The 17,983-nt window shown below is 63.1% G+C and carries 17 protein-coding genes; 1 reads left to right on the top strand and 16 read right to left on the bottom strand.

Annotated elements, in window-relative coordinates:
- Window positions 1-60: 60 nt before the first annotated feature.
- From J3A64_RS17500 to ftsH, 11 genes are all read right to left on the bottom strand, one after another.
- Entirely contained in the window at window positions 61-1,578 is a 1,518-nt protein-coding gene (locus tag J3A64_RS17500) for a DHA2 family efflux MFS transporter permease subunit (RefSeq protein ID WP_210065120.1), read from the bottom strand.
- A 105-nt stretch (window positions 1,579-1,683) separates the two neighbouring features.
- Window positions 1,684-2,586, bottom strand: a complete 903-nt coding sequence (panC, locus tag J3A64_RS17505; RefSeq protein WP_011772923.1) for a pantoate--beta-alanine ligase — start codon at window positions 2,584-2,586, stop codon at window positions 1,684-1,686.
- 5 nt (window positions 2,587-2,591) lie between these two features.
- The gene (locus J3A64_RS17510; protein ID WP_210065122.1) at window positions 2,592-3,500 is read right to left on the bottom strand and encodes a Rossmann-like and DUF2520 domain-containing protein; all 909 of its coding nucleotides are present in this window, start codon (window positions 3,498-3,500) and stop codon (window positions 2,592-2,594) included.
- Entirely contained in the window at window positions 3,493-5,064 is a 1,572-nt protein-coding gene (locus J3A64_RS17515) for a PH domain-containing protein (RefSeq protein ID WP_011772921.1), read from the bottom strand. The genes J3A64_RS17510 and J3A64_RS17515 overlap by 8 nt, the downstream gene beginning before the upstream one ends.
- Window positions 5,061-5,573 carry a PH domain-containing protein gene (locus tag J3A64_RS17520; protein ID WP_011772920.1) on the bottom strand — a complete coding sequence of 171 codons (513 nt, stop codon included), beginning with the start codon at window positions 5,571-5,573 and terminating at the stop codon, window positions 5,061-5,063. The genes J3A64_RS17515 and J3A64_RS17520 overlap by 4 nt, the downstream gene beginning before the upstream one ends.
- On the bottom strand, window positions 5,554-6,075 hold the full coding sequence (locus J3A64_RS17525; RefSeq protein ID WP_011772919.1) for a DUF3180 domain-containing protein: 522 nt from the start codon (window positions 6,073-6,075) through the stop codon (window positions 5,554-5,556). The genes J3A64_RS17520 and J3A64_RS17525 overlap by 20 nt, the downstream gene beginning before the upstream one ends.
- A complete protein-coding gene (folK, locus tag J3A64_RS17530) occupies window positions 6,072-6,617 on the bottom strand; it encodes a 2-amino-4-hydroxy-6-hydroxymethyldihydropteridine diphosphokinase (RefSeq protein ID WP_210065124.1) in 546 nt (181 codons plus the stop codon). Before folK ends, J3A64_RS17525 begins: the two co-directional genes overlap by 4 nt.
- Window positions 6,614-6,973, bottom strand: coding sequence for a dihydroneopterin aldolase (folB, locus tag J3A64_RS17535; protein ID WP_011772917.1), 360 nt, complete (start codon window positions 6,971-6,973; stop codon window positions 6,614-6,616). The genes folK and folB overlap by 4 nt, the downstream gene beginning before the upstream one ends.
- A 12-nt stretch (window positions 6,974-6,985) precedes the next feature.
- Window positions 6,986-7,891: a dihydropteroate synthase gene (folP, locus tag J3A64_RS17540; protein WP_011772916.1), complete on the bottom strand. Its 906-nt coding sequence runs from the start codon at window positions 7,889-7,891 to the stop codon at window positions 6,986-6,988.
- 5 nt (window positions 7,892-7,896) lie between these two features.
- A complete protein-coding gene (folE, locus tag J3A64_RS17545) occupies window positions 7,897-8,532 on the bottom strand; it encodes a GTP cyclohydrolase I FolE (RefSeq protein ID WP_210065126.1) in 636 nt (211 codons plus the stop codon).
- A 9-nt stretch (window positions 8,533-8,541) separates the two neighbouring features.
- Window positions 8,542-10,611, bottom strand: coding sequence for an ATP-dependent zinc metalloprotease FtsH (gene ftsH / locus J3A64_RS17550; protein WP_011772914.1), 2,070 nt, complete (start codon window positions 10,609-10,611; stop codon window positions 8,542-8,544).
- Window positions 10,612-11,046: 435 nt separating this feature from the next.
- Here ftsH and J3A64_RS17555 point away from each other — a divergent pair, with 435 nt between their 5' ends.
- Window positions 11,047-12,024 (top strand): hypothetical protein, encoded by a 978-nt coding sequence (locus J3A64_RS17555; protein ID WP_210065129.1) that lies wholly within the window; start codon window positions 11,047-11,049, stop codon window positions 12,022-12,024.
- 62 nt (window positions 12,025-12,086) lie between these two features.
- Here the strand turns inward: J3A64_RS17555 and J3A64_RS17560 are convergent, their stop codons facing one another.
- The 5 genes from J3A64_RS17560 to dacB form a co-directional block, all read right to left on the bottom strand.
- A complete protein-coding gene (locus tag J3A64_RS17560; protein ID WP_210065131.1) occupies window positions 12,087-12,944 on the bottom strand; it encodes a hypothetical protein in 858 nt (285 codons plus the stop codon).
- 620 nt (window positions 12,945-13,564) lie between these two features.
- Window positions 13,565-14,116 carry a hypoxanthine phosphoribosyltransferase gene (gene hpt, locus J3A64_RS17565; protein ID WP_011772910.1) on the bottom strand — a complete coding sequence of 184 codons (552 nt, stop codon included), beginning with the start codon at window positions 14,114-14,116 and terminating at the stop codon, window positions 13,565-13,567.
- A 31-nt stretch (window positions 14,117-14,147) separates the two neighbouring features.
- Complete coding sequence (gene tilS / locus J3A64_RS17570; RefSeq protein ID WP_210066228.1) at window positions 14,148-15,218, bottom strand: tRNA lysidine(34) synthetase TilS; 1,071 nt, start codon at window positions 15,216-15,218, stop codon at window positions 14,148-14,150.
- A 92-nt stretch (window positions 15,219-15,310) separates the two neighbouring features.
- Window positions 15,311-16,432: a zinc-dependent metalloprotease gene (locus J3A64_RS17575; RefSeq protein ID WP_011772908.1), complete on the bottom strand. Its 1,122-nt coding sequence runs from the start codon at window positions 16,430-16,432 to the stop codon at window positions 15,311-15,313.
- 60 nt (window positions 16,433-16,492) lie between these two features.
- Entirely contained in the window at window positions 16,493-17,938 is a 1,446-nt protein-coding gene (dacB, locus tag J3A64_RS17580) for a D-alanyl-D-alanine carboxypeptidase/D-alanyl-D-alanine-endopeptidase (protein WP_210066230.1), read from the bottom strand.
- Window positions 17,939-17,983 lie beyond the last annotated feature (45 nt).

Here is a 17,983-nt window from a genome sequence, read left to right on the forward strand (position 1 = left end):
GTCCCCCTCAAACCCGAGGGAAGTGAGAGAGCGTCCGAAGGGAGGGGTGGCTAACCAAGGTCAGTGACCTCCGTGGCCTCCGGCACCTTCCGTCTTGCGCATCATGGCTCCCAGGACTACTGCAGCCACAGCGATAACGGTCGCAGCCAGGAATGCTGCCTGCATGCCGGCCACCAAACCGGAGGATGCAGAAACCACAGCATAGATCGACACGAGCAGCGCAGTCCCGGCAGCACCCGCAACCTGCTGGGCCGTGCTGATAATCGCTGAACCGTGGGAGTAAAGGTGCGGCGGCAGCGGGTTCAGGCCAGTGGTGAATGCCGGAGTAAACAGCAGGGCCAGTCCGAGACTCAAGGTGACGTGAAGCGCGATGACCCACCCGAGGGAGCTGGCTTCATCAAGGCGCGAGAACTGCCACAGGGTCAGGACCATAAGTACTGAGCCCGTTACAGTCAGCGGCAGGGGACCCACTTTGTCGAAGATCCGCCCGATAACCGGCCCCAGCAAGCCCATGGCCAAACCACCTGGCAGCAGAGCCAGTCCGGTCTCCAAAGGCTGAAGGTGCAGGGTGTTCTGGAGGTACAACGGCAACAGGATCACGCCGCCGAACAGGGCCATCATGGCAACGACCATCAGCAGCGTGGAAACGGTGAACATGCGGAACTTGAAAGCGCGGAGATCCAACAGCGGGGAGTCGGACTTCTGGAGCTTGAGCTGCCGGAAGACAAACAATGCAAGGCAGAGAACTCCCACTACCAACGCGATGACGGGAACGACGCCGGCCTCGGCTCCACCGATCTGGCTCAAACCGTAAACCAGCCCACCAAAGGCGGGGACGGTAAGGATGACAGAAGGCACGTCCAAGGTGGTCTTCTCGCGCTCCCCCACGTTGGTGAGGTACTTGGCGCCGATCGCGAACGCCGCCAGGGCAACGGGCAGCACGAACACGAACATGAAGCGCCAGGAGAAGTGGTCCAGGATGATGCCGGAAACGGTTGGCCCCATGGCAGGTGCAACCGAGATGGCAATGCTGACGTTGCCCATGACGGCACCGCGCTTGGACATCGGCACCAGCGTGAGGATGGTGGTCATCAGCAGCGGCAGCATGATGGCAGTACCACCTGCTTGTACTATGCGCGCCAGCAGCAACACCAGGAATCCCGGCGCCAGTGCGGCCAGCAACGTTCCGCCGCTGAAGAGTCCCATGGCCAGCATGAACGCCCCGCGCGTACTCATCCGTTGCAGGATGAAGCCCGTGGTGGGGATGACGACTGCCATGGTCAGCATGAAGCCCGTGGCCAGCCACTGCACAGTGGACGCGCTCACCTGCAGATCCGTCATGAGGCGCTGCAGGGCGACATTCATGATGGTCTCGTTGAGGATCACCACGAAGGTTGCCACCAGCAGCGTGATAATGACCGTCACTGATTCGCGTGACATCTTCCCGGACACGGGAGCCTGGGACACGGGCGCCTTGACCGCCGGCGCCTGCGGGGGCGCCGCCTCCGTGGAGGTGACAGAGCCGGAAGCGCTGGATTCAGGCTTGCCGTTGGCGTCGGACGTGACGTCGGTAGACATGAGGATTCCCCAAGGTTTGGATTTGGTGTCCGGCGATCTGTGCCGGTGAAGACTAAAACAGTCTAAACGCCCATCCAATTCCCGTCAGCAGAAAAATTCCAAACGTTAGGAGAACAACGGAGCGTTGTCGATGAGCCGGACTGCCCCCACCTTGGCGGCGATAATCGCCAAACCTTCACCACGGAACGGAGTCTCTTTGCAGTTCTCCGCGAGAGGCTCCAGCGTGGCAGGATCCACGACGTCGAAGTAGTCCAGTTCCACAAGCGGCTGGGATTCGACCAGTGCGACGGCGGAATCGAGGTGGAGCGGTTCGTGCGCGTTCGCGCGGGACTCGATCAGGCGCAGAGCCCGCGACAACACCAACGCGGCATCGCGTTCCGCGTCGGAAAGGAACCTGTTGCGACTGGAGAGCGCCAATCCGTCCTCACTGCGAACGATTGGCACAGGAATGATCTCCACCGGGAAGTTCAGGTCCGAGACCATCCGCTTCACCAAGGCCAACTGCTGCGCGTCCTTCTGGCCAAAATAGGCCCGGTAGGCCGCCGTCGTGCCGTCCGCCGCAGCACCTCCGGGGAGCCCATAGTGCAACAGCTTGGCCACCACGGTGAGGGCTCCGTCAAAATGTCCCGGGCGGGAGGCCCCTTCCCACTTTTCACCCAGCGGACCGGATGTCACCCGCACCAAGGGCTGGCCGCCGGGATACACCTCGTCCACGGACGGCGCGAACACCAAGTCAACGCCCTCGGCATCGAGCAGTGCCATGTCGGCGTCGAGCGTGCGCGGGTAGCGGTCCAAGTCCACGGCGTCGCCGAACTGCAGTGGGTTCACGAATATGGTGGCCACCACTACGTCGTTTTCCGCCACAGCGGTCCGGGCCAGCGCGGCATGGCCCGAATGCAAAGCACCCATGGTGGGTACAAGTCCTTGCGAATTTCCACCTTTGGCTGCCAGGAGCCGGGCACTCTCAGCCCGCAGTTCAGCCGCGGTGGTCACGAGTTTGATGGCCATGCTGTTCAGTTTCCTTCCGGTGCCTCGGGTTCGGCGCCCAAGGCCTCGTCAATCTCGGTCAGTTGTTCGGGGCGCAGCAGTCCGCGGTTTCCAGCCCTGCGGGCAGTCGCCCGTGCCATGGCCTGGTAAGCCGAAAGGACATCGCCGCCAGCACCGCCGTCGTACTCTTTCAGTGCCTGAGCATGCGCAGAAACGGTACCCACATCCCCGCGTGCTACAGGACCGGACAGCGCAGACTCGCCGGACGCTAGAGCGTTTTCCAGCGTCGCGCGCAACAGCGGACCGAGCATGGACTCCGGGTTTTCGACGCCGATCTCCCGCAGCATCTGCGATGCCTGCGCCACCAGCGTGACCATATGGTTCGAGCTGTGCGCTAGTGATGCGTGATAGATGGTGCGATCGGCCTCGGCAATCACCACCGGCTCCGCGCCCATCTCCACCACCAGTGCCTGGGCGATCGGCAGCATGGCAGCATCCGCCGTGACACCAAACGTGCAATCCATGAGACGGGTCAGGTCCAAGCTCATGCCCGTGAAGGTCATCGCAGGGTGAAGCGCCAGTGGAATCGCGCCGACCGCGCGGACCGGGTTGAGAATACCGACGCCGAACCGGCCTGAGGTGTGCGCAACCAGTTGGCCGGGCTGCCACGCACCGAGCTTGGCCAACCCCGCCACCAACTCGCCGAGGGCGTCGTCCGGGACGGCAAGCAAAACGAGCTCCGAGCGTTCCACGATGTCCTGTATCTCCAGGATCGGTGCGCCGGGAAGCAGGTTTTCCGCACGCTCGCGGCTCGCTTCGGATACAGCAGAAACCCCGACGACGGCGTGCTCGGCCGCGCGCAGGGCGGCACCCAACACGGCACCCACCTTGCCGGCGCCGATGATCCCGACGCCGAGTCGTCCTGGCCTAGCCATCGTGGCGGTCCTCCTGTTGGGGTGAAGTGCGGGGTGGTTCCGGCTGCGCGGGTTGTTCGTTAAGTGTGGCTGCGACCTCCGGAGCCTGCGGAGCTACCTGAGCCAGCCATTGTTCGCTGGTTTGCCGCTTCCGTGCTTCCCGGGCACGGGCCGCCTGCTGGTCGAAAAGCTCCACCGCCTGGGTGACGTCGGCTTGGAACACCCGTGGGGAAACCGGCCCGGCCGTGGTGTGGAGGACAAGATCGGCCACCTTGAAGCGCCTCGCCCACGGACCTTGGTGCAGTGCCATGGACTGCGTCCGTTGATGCGGAACCATCACAAGCGTGTGCCACCAGCGGCCGGACCGGATTAGCAACGCAGTCTTAGTGGCAAGGAAGCCGTTGCGTCGCCATCCAAGCGGGGCCAACAAACGTGCGCGGCGGGGAGTGGTGGTGAAGCCGTCCACCAGTGCCGAACCAGCTCCAGCCGGCCCCAAACCATCCAACCCCGCAGAGAACACCCGTTCCGGATCCTCAACTCCCGGATCAGGCAACACCAACGACATCATCCGCAGGACATCGGACTTCATGCCAACAGGCAGCAACATGGTGCGGGAAGTGCCCTCCGTGCTGGCTGAAACCCCGTAACCGGCAACGTTGACATGTATGCGGTACCAGCCGAAGATCCTCCACAGGGGCGGTTGCGTCACCATCAGCGCCTGGATGCGGCCGGGCGGCAAGGTCTGCGCCTGCGTGTCCAAAAGGCCGTATCGAAGGCGGATCCCATCCGGCGAGATTGCGGCAGTGAAGTTGTAGCCCTTGTTGAAGGAGCTCCAATACGCGGCGCCGATACCCAGAATGCCGGGAATCAGTGCCAGGAAAAGCGTCTGGTTCTGCGTGAAAACGGACACAGCAACCACCACTGCCGCGCCGACCAGGATTCCGACGGTCTGCTCGCTCAGCAGCAGGGACCCGACCAGCCGGGACGGCGGCACTGACAGCACCACGTGCTCCGGAGCTTCAGGAACTTCCTCTGCCGTCTCGGGCCCGCTGACCACGCCGGCCGCCCGCGCAAGAATGGTGGCACGCAACTGCTTGGCCTTATCCAGCGGGAGGTAAGCGAGCCGCACTGCCGACTCGCCGGCGTCGGCAACTTCAAACTTGAGTTCAGCGAGCCCAAAGATCCTCGCCAAAAGTGGTTGCACAATGTCGATAGCCTGAACGCGATCCAAGCGGGCCTGCCGTTGCTGCTTGAACAGGAAGCCGGTGTTGACGCGGACATACCCCTCGGCCACCTGGTAGCGCGTGAAGTACCAGCTAAGAATGAAACCGCCAACGGTCAACAGAAGCACCACGGCGCCGCCAGCCAAGAGCCACGGCACCCGACCGTTGAGGTTCGGGTCCACGAAATCCCGGCCCTGCAGCATCCGCTCGAAAGCATCGCGGCCAAAGAAGAACCCGACGGCGGCAAGCGCCACCCAGCCCCGAACGAACGGTGACGCAGGGTGGACGCGGTTCCAGCCGCCGTCGACGGTTGGTTCCGGCTTCCCCGGGAGGCTCGCAGTTGCGTTGCTCTCCAGGCTCACAGCCCGGCCAACCTGGCTTCTCCGCGAGCCGAAAGCTGTTCGCGCAAGCGTGCCCCTTCTGCAGAAGGAAGACCAGGCAGGTGCGCATTGGTTCCAGCCGACGCCGTGTGAAGTTTCAGCGTGCACAGTCCCAAGCTGCGTTCAACGGGACCAACCGCAACGTCCACATATTGCATCCGACCGTACGGGACCACCATGGTCCGTTGGAAGAAGATGCCACGGCGGATGAGGAGGTCGTCGTCGCGCTCGGCATAGCCGATTGCACGTACTTGGCGGGGAATCAGAACCAGCCGCCACAGCGCCAACACCAGCATCACCGCCGGAACCGTGATGGCAAGCCACAACGGCGGCCAACGCCACCAGCCGAGCAGCACGAAAATGAGAGGCAAACTAAGGACCGCCAACATCACTACGTTGCCGATGGCCCACTCCACCAAGCGCACCGTGACGTACTTGGGGGATACCCGCAGCCACTGGACGCCGGGAGGATCAATCGCCTCGGTATGCATACTCGCCTTCACCTTTAGTTTCGCCGCGACGGGTTTCCGGTCCGGCGGTACCGCCTTCCAGATCCTCTGGCGGGATCCGGCAGAACCGCTCCACCACAAGTCCGACCACAACCATCACCACGCCACCGCCGCCCATCAGCACGGCGTTCCACAGGATTCCTTCGCCCCCGCGCAAACCACCTATTCGGAGAAGATCCACCGTGATCCCCGCATGCCAGCCAAGGAGCAGCGTCCCGGCGTAAGCGCAGGCCTGGGCAAGAATCAGGGTCCTTGCCGCCAAGATCGGATTGAGCAGGTTCTTCTTCTTGCCGTTGCGCCAACGCAGGACACGGATGCCCATGATGAGCGTCAGCACCGCGATGACAGCCATGGTGACGAGCGCCGAAACCGGCAGCACCGGTGTTGGCATGCTGAAACGGTTGGTAGTGACCGTGGCCAACCATCCAATGACGGCAGCGATGACGGCGATGAGCACCAGAACTACGGGGCGCATTGCTTTCATGGCTGCTCCACTGCTCCCGTCGCCGGCACGCCGGCCACGTCACCGAAGCCGTCGAAGCGCCGGATGTCCGGCATGTCAGCGGCGACGGCGGCCAGTTCAGCCACGCTCTGGCCGTTCAGTGTGGCGTGCGGCTCCAACAAGGACCACGGGTAGAGCACGAAAGCACGCTCAGCTGCCCGCGGATGCGGAATGGTGAGAACGGGATCGTCGCTGACTACTTCACCGAACACGATGATGTCCACGTCAAGCGTTCTTGGGCCCCAGCGCACCTCGCGGGTGCGGTGATGCTTCTGTTCCACCGCGTGGCAGTGCTTCAGGAGCTCCAAAGGGGTCAACGTGGTCTCCACGGCCATGACCATGTTGAGGAAATCCGGTTGGCCCTCGGGACCGCCCACGGCCTTGGTCTGCACCACCGGCGACACACCCAGGAGGCGCACCTCCGGCGGGTCCACCAGGTCCGCGACGGCGGTGGAGAGGGTGTCGTTCCGCTCCCCCAGATTGCTGCCAAGAGCCAGGATGGCCTTGGTATAGCCGGACGTCATGATCGCTCCCGGTGGACGCTGACCGTGACGTCGCCAAAAGGCACCTCAATGGGGGCCTTGGGCTTGTGGACGGTGACATCGACGGCGGCAACCTGGTAATTCTCGAGGATCCCCTCGGCAATCCTGACAGCCAAGCCCTCTATGAGGTTCAAAGGCTCGCCCTCGATGTGCTTGGTGATCAGTTCAGCCACCTCGCCGTAGTGGGCCGTGTACTGGAGATCGTCCGTCTCAGCCGCTTTGGTGAAGTCCGTGTACAACACGGCGTCCACAACGAAAGGCTGGCCGTCACGGCGCTCGAAATCGAACACTCCGTGATAACCGACGGCGGTGACGCCGGTCAGCGTGATCCTGTCCACAGCGATATCCAATCAGCGCGAAATGCGGGCGGCGACCTTGACGGCGTCAAGGCTGGGGCCGACGTCGTGAACGCGGACAGCCCAAGCGCCCTTAGTGGCGCTCAAAGCGGTAATGGCAGCGGTGGCAGCATCGCGTTCCAGAGGCGCAGCGGACTTACCTGCCACCGTGAGAAGCGAACCGAGGAACCGTTTGCGGGAAGCCGCAACCATCACCTTGTGGCCCAGCGAGAAAAGCTGGTCCAGGTTCTTGAGGATCTCCCAGTTCTGGTCCTCGTTCTTGGAGAAACCGACGCCGGGATCGATGATGATCTGCTCCGGCGCAACGCCAGCTGCGTACAGCTTGTCGCGGACGCCGCTGATCTCAGCCACCACGTCCTCCGTGACGTTGTTGTAGTCCGTGAGGCTGTCCATGGTCAGGGCGTCGCCGCGGCGATGAGTCAGGATGTACGGAACCTTGGTCCGGGCAACGAGCTCGGGCATGTCCGGTTCAATCGTCAGGCCGGAAACATCGTTGATGATGGCAGCGCCTGCCTCGATGGCAGCGGCAGCCGTGGACGTGTGCATTGTGTCAATGCTGACCAGCGCGCCTGCCTTCACCAGTGCCTGGATCACGGGGAGGACGCGGCGCTGTTCTTCCTCAGGGGAAACCGGTTCAGCGCCAGAGCGAGTGGACTCACCCCCGACGTCGATGATGTCTGCGCCTGCGTAAAACATGCGCAGGCCGAGCGCGATGGCGGTGTCCGGTGTCCGGTGCGTGCCACCGTCGCTGAAGGAATCCGGGGTGACATTGAGGATTCCCATGACGAGCGTGCGGTCCGTTGGCAGGTCCTCGAACCTGGCCGCGGGGCGCGGTTTGCGGAGAATCGGCAACGGGCTTGTGGCCGGGCCGGTTCCGGGTGCTGCAGCGAGGGAGTCCATAGTGCTTACCTTCCGAGTATGAGGCTCATGGCCTCGGCGCGGGTGGCCGGGTCATGGAGTTGACCGCGCACCGCACTGGTGACGGTCTTTGCGCCGGGCTTGCGAATGCCGCGCATGGACATGCACATGTGTTCACATTCGACGACGACAATCGCGCCGCGCGGGTTGAGGTGCGTCACCAGCGCTTCAACGATCTGCGTGGTGAGACGCTCCTGCACCTGCGGCCGCCGCGCATAGATGTCCACCAACCGTGCCAACTTGCTCAGCCCCGTCACTTTTCCGTCATGTGACGGAATGTAACCAACATGCGCCACTCCGTGGAACGGGACCAAGTGGTGCTCGCACGTCGAGTAGAAAGGAATGTCCTTCACAAGGACAAGCTCTTCATGGTCGAGGTCGAACGTGGTGGACAGGACATCCACCGGGTGCTGATGCAGCCCTGCAAACATCTCCGCATATGCCTTGGCCACACGCTGGGGCGTGTCCAGGAGGCCTCCGCGCTCGGGGTCTTCACCTATCGCCAGGAGGATCTCACGGACAGCCGCTTCAATGCGCGGACGGTCCACTTTATGGTCGTGTTTGGAGCCCGCGGCGGAACCGTGGGCGGCGGCGAGGTCGTCGTCGTCGTCGAAATGAGTCACAGCAGAAGCTTAGCCGTGATGCGGGTGGTCGTTGCCGCCGTCGGGCTGCGGGGCTTGGAAGGAATCCTGGCTGCTGACTCCCTGCGCGTGCGGAGCCACGACGTCCAGCGGCTCGTCCAAGCGGGCCTGCTTGGCCTCTTCCTGGGCTTGGCGCTCAGCCTTCTCGGCGCGGCTCTCCACAGGAGGAATCGACTGCACCGGGCGGGATTCCTTGGACAACCAGATCTCGCGGAAATCGCGCTTCCGGATGTCGTGGAAAATCTCGGCAATCTCCGTCTGGTTCAGGGTTTCCCGTTCCAGCAGTTCCAGTGCCAGGCGATCCAAAACGTCCCGGTTTTCCGTGAGGATGGCGTATGCCTCATCGTGCGCCTGGTCGATCAGGCGACGTACTTCCTCGTCCACCACATAGGCGATCTGGTCGGAGAAGTTGCGCTCCTGCGCGGCGTCACGGCCGAGGAACGGCTCACCGCCGCCCTGGCCCAGCTTCACGGCACCAACACGCTCGCTCATGCCGTACTGGGTGACCATCTTCCGGGCCGTGGAGGTGGCCTTTTCGATGTCATTTGAAGCACCTGTGGAGGGATCGTGGAAGACGATTTCCTCAGCAACACGGCCGCCCATGGCGTAAGCCATCTGGTCCAGCAGTTCGTTGCGGGTCACCGAGTACTTATCGTCCTCAGGGATCACCATGGTGTAGCCAAGAGCACGGCCGCGGGGAAGGATGGTGATTTTCGTGACCGGGGCGGAGTTACGCAGCGCAGCCGCAACCAATGCGTGCCCACCTTCGTGGTACGCGGTGATCTTGCGCTCAAGCTCCTTCATGACGCGGCTGCGCTTCTGCGGGCCTGCCATGACACGGTCGATTGCCTCGTCCAGTGCGCGGTCATCGATCAGGTTGGCATTTGAACGAGCGGTCAACAGCGCGGCTTCGTTCAGGACGTTGGCCAGGTCCGCACCCGTGTAGCCGGGCGTCTTCTTGGCAACACCCCGGAGGTCGATGCCCGGAGCCATCGGCTTGCCCTTGGCGTGGACGTTGAGGATCTGTTCGCGGCCGATCATGTCCGGCGCTTCCACAGTAATCTGGCGGTCGAAACGGCCCGGGCGCAGCAGCGCAGGGTCCAGGACGTCGGGACGGTTGGTGGCCGCGATGAGGATGACGTTGGTCTTCACGTCAAAGCCGTCCATCTCAACAAGGAGCTGGTTCAACGTCTGCTCGCGTTCGTCGTTACCGCCGCCGATACCGGCACCGCGGTGACGTCCAACGGCGTCGATTTCATCCACGAAGATGATGGCCGGGGAGCTTGCTTTGGCCTGTTCGAAGAGGTCGCGGACACGGGAAGCACCAACACCCACAAACATCTCAACGAAGTCCGAGCCGGAGATGGAGAAGAAGGGAACGCCGGCCTCGCCGGCAACAGCGCGGGCAAGCAGCGTCTTACCGGTACCTGGCGGGCCGTAGAGCAGCACACCCTTGGGGATCTTGGCACCAACGGCCTGGAACTTGGCCGGTTCCTGGAGGAACTCCTTGATTTCCTGGAGCTCTTCCACGGCTTCGTCCGCACCGGCGACGTCAGAGAAGGTCACCTGCGGCATGTCCTTGTTGACCAGCTTGGCTTTGGACTTGCCGAACTGCATCACCTTGGAGCCGCCGCCCTGCATGCGGGAAAGCAGGAACCAGAACAGGACGCCGAGCAGCAGCACAGGGATAAGCAGGGAGAACAAGCCGGAGAACCAGTTGTTCTCCACCGGCTGGTCCGTGAAGCCCTTGTCCGGGTTGGCGTTGGTGACAGCCTTCACCACATCCGGCCCGCGATCCGTGACGTAGAAGAACTGAACGTTCTTGCCCTTATCCTGGCCGTCCAGGTTCAGGTTGTCCTTGAGCACCAGGTCAACGCGGTTCTCGGCGTCGAAAATCTTGGCCTGCTCAACCTTCCCGCTTTGGGAAAGGAGTTCGAGGCCTTCCTTGGTGTCAATGCGCGTGGAACCGCCCGGAGCCAGCGTTGCGAATGCCACCAGGAGCAAGCCAACGACGACAACAATCCAGATGCCCGGGCCCTTGAAGAAACTCTTAGCTTTCATCTGATCGGGGTTTTGCCCCGTCCCTCCTGGTAGTGCTGCAAGGCGCAACTTCTGCGCGCGAGTGGTGCTGCTTCAGTTTCAAGCTATACACCGTTCCCAGTAATTCACGCACTGGAAAGTCCAAAAGTTCCCTCTGGGCGTACACAGGATACTCACGTTGTGCGTGCTGGAACAGGGCTTTTGCGCTATCTGGCGGGCGTGAGTGGGGCGTCCGCTCTGCTGCGGTGCGCCCACTGATGCACCCACTCGCGCCATTCGCCCCCGTAACGGCTGGTGCGAACGGCGGAAAAGGGTGCGGGGTTTCTCCGGCGAACGGCCACACACGGTGCTCATTGAGTTGCAGCAGACTGGTTTTCCGTGTGGGCTCCCTTGTGTTTTCCACATAGCGCGAGCCTGAACTTTCGCCTTCGCTCGTAACGCCGGAACGTAGAACCTATGGCTTTTCCAGAACTCCTCCTCGCCTCGGACGCGACACGTGTCGGACAGGATGCCCGCCAACTCGCCAAGCGGGCCATGCGTGGCGAACTGGTGCGAGTAAGACGAGGCACATATGTCCGCTCTGCTTATTGGGCGGAATTGAACAACCGCCAACGGCACGGACTTCAAGCAGCTGCGCTGGTCAATACGACCAGGACTGCGCCCATCTTCAATTTGCAGACGGCTGCACTCCTCTGGGGGCTCGGCGTAGTTGGCGTGCCGAAACACCTGTGTACCGTCACTGCAGACCCAACAGGTGGCCGGTCAAAGCACGGGATCCGGAGAAGCTTCGGGGCCTGTGACACCGGGGCAGTCCAACTCGGCGCCTTCCGTGTTACGGACAAAGTTCGCACAACGATGGAGCTGGCCGCCGCCCTGAACTTTGCTGAGGCCTTGGCAATCGTAGACTCCAGCCGGCGGAACCAGAGGTGGGGCGACGCTCTTGAGGTTGACGATTGGAACAAGGACAGGGCCTGGGGTCCTCCGTCGGACGTGGACGAACTGGGTGACGCTGTCTCCGCTTTTACCAGTCAGTCGAGAAAACGACGCGCTGGCACCATTCTCGAATTGTCCACAGACAAGTCCGAATCGGTGGGGGAATCCATGAGTCGAGCCCAAATGATTTTGCTCAACTTCCCCACCCCAAGCCTTCAAGGATCTTTTACCTTGAGGACCGGACGGACCGCCCGAACGGATTTCTGGTGGCCCGAACTCGACTTGGTGGGGGAATTCGATGGCTACGGGAAGTACCTGAGAAACAAATTGCGGGGTAACCAGACCATCCAGCAAGCAGTCATGGCGGAAAAGGCCCGAGAAAACGGTTTGCGGGCACTGGGCCTTACCGTTATTCGCTGGGACTGGTCCGACATGATGAATCCGCGCATGTTCGCCCGAATCTTGAACGACGGCGGGCTCCGATCTCTGCGTGTGGCCTGATGGTTTCGTTCAGCCCAAACCGTAGCCATCGGGGAGAAGGCTGCTTGACTGGATTGTCTGCGTCAGGCTGCGGCGACCGGGAGTACCAACAGGTAGCCGGTGGGTAGGTCAGCGCTCCATCGTCGGGGCTCACGGACCACGAACTGTGTGGCCAGCTGCTCCGGGGTGAGCAGGCTGTTGGGCTCCGGTGACGGGCCCCATTGTCCACTTCCGTACGGATAGAGAGGATCCAGGACGCGGATCCCCGTTACTTGGAACTCCGGGAATTGTGAGGGGTCGCCCATCGATTCGAATCCGCTCATCACCCATGCGTGGCGGCCGCTCCACATGACCAGCCCCACCGGTCGGCCGGTTTCGGCTATGGCACGCGCCGCCGTCTGCAGCGTGTCCTCGTAGTTGGCGATGCTGACCACTGTGTATGCCCCCATTCCCACTTCGGTCAGCACCTGCGCCCAACCTCGCGGGTTGGCTCCGTTAAACGAATTGGATGACCGCGCACGGGCCATCTCCCACAGTTCACTTTGCTGTGCGGATGATGCCCACGAACCGCCTCCGGTGTCATCGACGAGGTTGTGCGCCATCTGGATGCTCGCAGCAACACACCAGTCAAAGGTGTACTGCGGTACGAAGTCCCCCTCTTGGTAGAGGTTGACGGCGAATGCCTGGGGCACCGCTGGCGGCGCGGGTGGCGGTGGCGGAGCAGGAGCAGGTGCAGGTGCAGGTGGCGGTGCGGGCGAAGGAGCCTGAGTGGCACTAGTTGACGGACCCGCGGCGGCGTCACCCCTAGGCGGCACGGAGGACGAGGTCGCGATTGGTTGCCCAGCATCGAGCACGGTGGAATCGACGGCAGGAGTGCAAGCCGTGAGAAGAGTCGCCATGACGGCGAGCCACGCCAGAAGACGGGCAGGGGCACCGGTCATGGTCAAGTTTAGCGCGGAGGGTCGGCGCGACGGCAGGCTCATCCGGTACCCACTGCTGCACCTGCAACCGCCGCACGCACCCCCTAAGCGCCAACGCCGCACCCACTCCCGCCAAACGCACCAGAGGTTACGGGTGCAAACGGCGGAAAGTGGTGCGGCGAAATGAGGGCCGAGAAAGGAACCACGTCCGAAAGCGAGCACGCCGTCAGGATCGGCCATCAGCGACAAACGGACACCGGCTCAGAGCTCTACGACGCAACGGACACCGCCTGAGAAGCTCTACGAATCAACGGACACCGGCTGAAAGCTAAAAGGCTCAAAAGCTCAATGGCTCAAGGGTGCGACGGCAGGCTCATCCGGTACCCACTGCTGCACCTGCAACCGCCGCACGCACCCCTTAAGCACCAACGCCGCACCCACTCCCGCCAAACGCACCAGAGGTTACGGGTGCAAACAGCGGAAAAGGGTGCGACGGCAGGCTCATCCGGTACCCACTGCTGCACCTGCAACCGCCGCACGCACCCCTTAAGCACCAACGCCGCACCCACTCCCGCCAAACGCACCAGAGGTTACGGGTGCAAACAGCGGAAAAGGGCGCGGCGGAAAGCGGCGGAGAGTGCTTACTCGTACACGTGCGGGGCCAAGGTGCCCACGAAGTCCAAGTTGCGGTACTTCTCGGCGTAGTCAAGGCCGTAACCGACGACGAATTCGTTGGGGATGTCGTAGCCGACGTACTTGACGTCGATTTCCACCTTGGCGGCGGTCGGCTTGCGGAAGGCCGTGCAAATCTCGACGCTGGCCGTGCCACGGGATTCGAGGTTGGACTTGAGCCAGGACAAGGTCAGGCCGGAGTCGATGATGTCCTCAACAATGAGCACGTCCTTGCCCATGAGGTCGGTGTCGAGGTCCTTGAGGATCCGGACAACACCGGAGGACTGGGTGCCCGAGCCGTAGGACGAGACTGCCATCCAGTCCATGCTGACGTGGCTGTGCAGCGCACGTGCGAGGTCAGCCATGACCATCACTGCGCCCTTGAGGACACCGACGATGAGGATGTCGCGGCCTTCGTAATCCTTATCGATCTGCGCCGCGAGTTCCGCGATACGTGTTTGGATCTGCTCTTTGGTGTAAAGAACGTGCTTGAGATCTGCCTGGACGTCGTTTGAATCCACCAATGGCTCCTGTTTTGATGCTCGGGTGCGGCTACTGTTGGGACGGTTTCTGATGCCGGAATACTAGCTTCCCACAGCGGGGGGCTAGTCGGGGAACGCCGTCAGCGGCAGCACCCGCCGGAAATGCGGACGAAGCACCCGCGGAAACAGGCCCTTCCTGCTCCAGATCACTGAGGGACAAGCGGTACACACTGACGTGGCCGGGCAGCTCCACAGGCCCTGCCGAGCCTTGCCTGCGAAGCAGCGCTTCCGCAGCTTGGAGGCGCCCGTAGCCGGGTTGTTGACCTCCGACGTCGGCCGCCGCCTTCGCGATGACGCGGAACCTGAGCGCTGCGGGCAGCTCACGAACGGCGTCTTCCGGCAACCACGCGCCATCGTCCACGCGCTGCACAAGTGAGAGATAGGTCTCGTTGGCCAGATCTTCAAGGAAGTCCGCGTCTTGCTGCAGGATTGCCGCGGTCCGGGCCAGCGACTCTGCAACGCCCGGGCCGAGTTTCTCTTCCAAAACCGGCATCACTTCAACACGTGTCCTGGAGCGGGCGAAGGCGGGATCGGCGTTACTGGGATCATGCCAGGGATCCAGTTCCTCAACCTCGCAGATTTCCAGGGTCTCCTCGCGCCGAAGGCCAAGGAAAGGCCGGAGCAGGCGTCCCCGAGCGGGCCTCATCCCCGCGAGTGATCGGGTTCCGGATCCGCGAGCCAACCCCAGGAGCACCTGTTCGGCTTGGTCATCCAAGGTGTGGCCGAGCAGGATCGCATCACATCCGAGGTGGTCAGCAGCGGAATCCAACGCAGCGTGGCGGGCATCCCGGGCTGCGGCCTCGGGACCAAAACCAGTTGAAGCTACTTCCACGGTCCGCACTTCTACCGGAGAAAGCCCCAGCTCGCGCAGCACAGACGCCGTCCGGGCAGCCACCTCCGCGGAGCCGGCCTGCAGTTGATGATCCACCACCACGCCCGCCACGGACACTGGATGCCCGTCTACATGGCCGCGTCTGGCAAAGTATGCGGCAACGGCTGCCAAAGCCAACGAATCCGGGCCTCCGCTGCAGGCTACAAGCACACGCGAGGGATAGCCGGCAGAGGCCAAGGCGTTCTGCAACTGCTTCCGCGCCTTCCCGACGACGGGCGCCAGACGCCCCGGACGCCGTCGACCCTTACCGGCCGAACCGACAGCGGAACCGGAAGGAACGCTCAAAGCCCCATCCGCTCAAGCCACAGCTTGGAGTTGTGGATCTCTTCTTCAGTGGGCAGGTATTCGGCGGATTCCCACACCCGGTTGAAGCCCTCCATGCCAGCCACGGCAACAACTTCGCGGACGAACTTGGCGCCATCGGTGTACTGGCGCATTTTGGCGTCCAGGCCGAGGAGATTGCGGATGAACTTCTCCACCACGCCGCGGTCCTTGCCGCGCTCGTTGAAACGCTGACGGATGGTCTTCACTGAGGGAACGATGCTCGAATCCACGGCATCCATCACCACGTTGGCGTGACCCTCAAGGAGGCTCATGACGGCGGTGATGTGGGACAGGGACGCCTTTTCCTCCGGGTTCTGGAGGAGGTCCAGGATGGCACCGCGGCCCGGTGTTTTCTCGGAGGGGTTACGGTCCCGTAGGGACTTGGCTACAGCGCTGGCGCGTTCAACCAAAGTGTCCATGTTGCCCAGGAGGTTGCCGCTGAGCTTTTCGATTTCATCGAGCATGTGGTGCCGGAGCCACGGTGCGGCCGCGAACTGCACCCGGTGCGTTTGTTCGTGCAGGCAGACCCAGAGACGGAAGTCATCCGGGTGAACGTTCAGTTCGCGCTCCACGGAGATGATGTTCGGCGCCACCAGCAGGAGCCGGCCGCCGGGGGGCACGTTGGAATCCGGGGCGAGCGCGGCAAAAGGATCGTATTGGCCAAGGACTTTGCTGGACAGGAACGCGAGCACGGCGCCAAGCTGGGTGCCGGTGATGGCACCGCTGGCAGCAGCCGCGGCCGGGGTCATGGCCACTCCGCTGCGGTTCTCCAGCATCTTCTTCAGCGCGGGCTGGAGCATCACGGAAAAGCTCTGGGTATTGGCCTTGGACCAGGAGGCTCGGTCCACCACCAGGACGTGCGAATCACGCAGGTCCCTGGCGGCATCCAAGCCGGTGATGTCGTGCACGTGCGGGACGGAGATATCCGCGTTGAAGCGCAGATTGTCCACGGCCTTGCCGATCTCCCCGGCGCTAAGCTCCGGGCCGGGAGGGGCAAGCCGGGCAGCCGTAGAGGCGGCCAGGTCCCAGTTGATCAGGGACGGGGCCCCTGCTGACGAATCTCGGGCAGATGACACCATACGGTCCATCACACCACACGTGACTGACAGTCCGCCTTAAGTTCGCTCCGCGCGGAGGATTCAGCCCCGGCACCCGCATGAGGCCAGCACCGACGCCGAACGGTCCAAGGCCACCTTGTTGCCCGCGGCTCCCGGGTCCAGGCCATTGCCGATGAACGAGAACACCAGCAGCCGGCCATCGGCGTCCACCACGTAGCCGCTCAACGCGAGCACGGTATTTAATGTCCCGGTCTTGGCTCGTACCAGCCCGGCGCCCTCGGACGTACCGGCGTCCACATATCTGTCGTCAAGGGTCCCGGTGAGCCCGGCTACAGGGAAACCATCGAGCGCGGTCCGCAATGCAGGGTCCGGCCCGCTGGTGATGGCACGGACAACCTCGGCGAACTGGCGGGCGGTGACCTGATTCTCCAGGGCAAGGCCCGACACATCGGCCAACTGCATCGAATCCGTGGCGATTCCCAGCTCCCCCAGCCTTTGCCGCACGGCCGCAGTGGCGCCGTCGTACGTCCCTTCATGACCAGACGCCAAGGCGGTCATCCGCCCCAGCGCTTCCGCCAGGAAATTGTCAGAGGATTCCAGCATGAGGTCCACTTGCTCGCCGACGGTGGCTGACTCAGTAGCTGCCAGTTCTTTGGCGGGGATGCCTTTACCGCGTTCGACGCCGGGACTCACCGCTACGCCGGCAGCCGCCAACTGTTCGGCGAACGTTTGGGCGGTGGCGAGGGCGGAATCCTGGGGTCGGGGTCCGGTGAGAACGTCCGGGGCGTAGCGACCGGAGTTCAACGCCAAGGAGTACAAGGGCGCGGTTTCACCGGCGGCGACATCCTCCAAACTCCATGCCGGGTTAAGGGGCGCGCCGCTGAAGAGAGAGTCGTCAACTTGAACGGTAACGGGCCCCTTCACTCCGGCTGAAGCCAAAGCGGCAGCCGTGTCTGCAGCCAGGGACGCCAGTCCGGCCCGGCCCAGGACGGCTGTGGGCTCGGAAGCGGAAGCGCCCAGCAGCACATCCCCTCCCCCGGTCAGCACCACTGTTGAGGGATTGTCAGATGCGAGCACACGCGTGGTGAAACGGGTTTCGGGACCGAGCGCCTTCAAGGCAGAGACGGCTGTCAGCAGTTTCATGTTCGAGGCCGGGATGCGGTTGGCGGTGGCTTCGCGGTCAAAAAGCACCTGACCGGTGGAGGCGTCCATCACCACACCGCTGATACTGCCCGCGCCATCCGGCTTGAGCGTGGCGTCAAGGAGCTTCGCCACCTCAGCAGGCACGGGAACGGGCGCCTTGGGATCCAGCGGAAGCACACTGTTTGCGCCCGAAAGTCGGTCCGGCACCTGCTGCCAAGCGGGAACGGAAGGTAGGGGCTTGGGGAAACTGAGCAGGCCCGGAAACATCCCCACAGCCACCACGGCACCGAGGCACAGCAGGACCGTGGTCAATAGCACCGGCCATGTAAAGCGCCCCCACGCCGCGGGAACCCGCTTGCGGGCACCCCCGTTTTTAACGCCCATCATGGAAGCTGCTTGGTCCTGTCAGTCTTGAAATGTCCCCGCCGG

It is taken from the genome of Pseudarthrobacter sp. PvP004, assembly GCF_017876035.1.
Taxonomy (GTDB): domain Bacteria; phylum Actinomycetota; class Actinomycetes; order Actinomycetales; family Micrococcaceae; genus Arthrobacter; species Arthrobacter aurescens_A.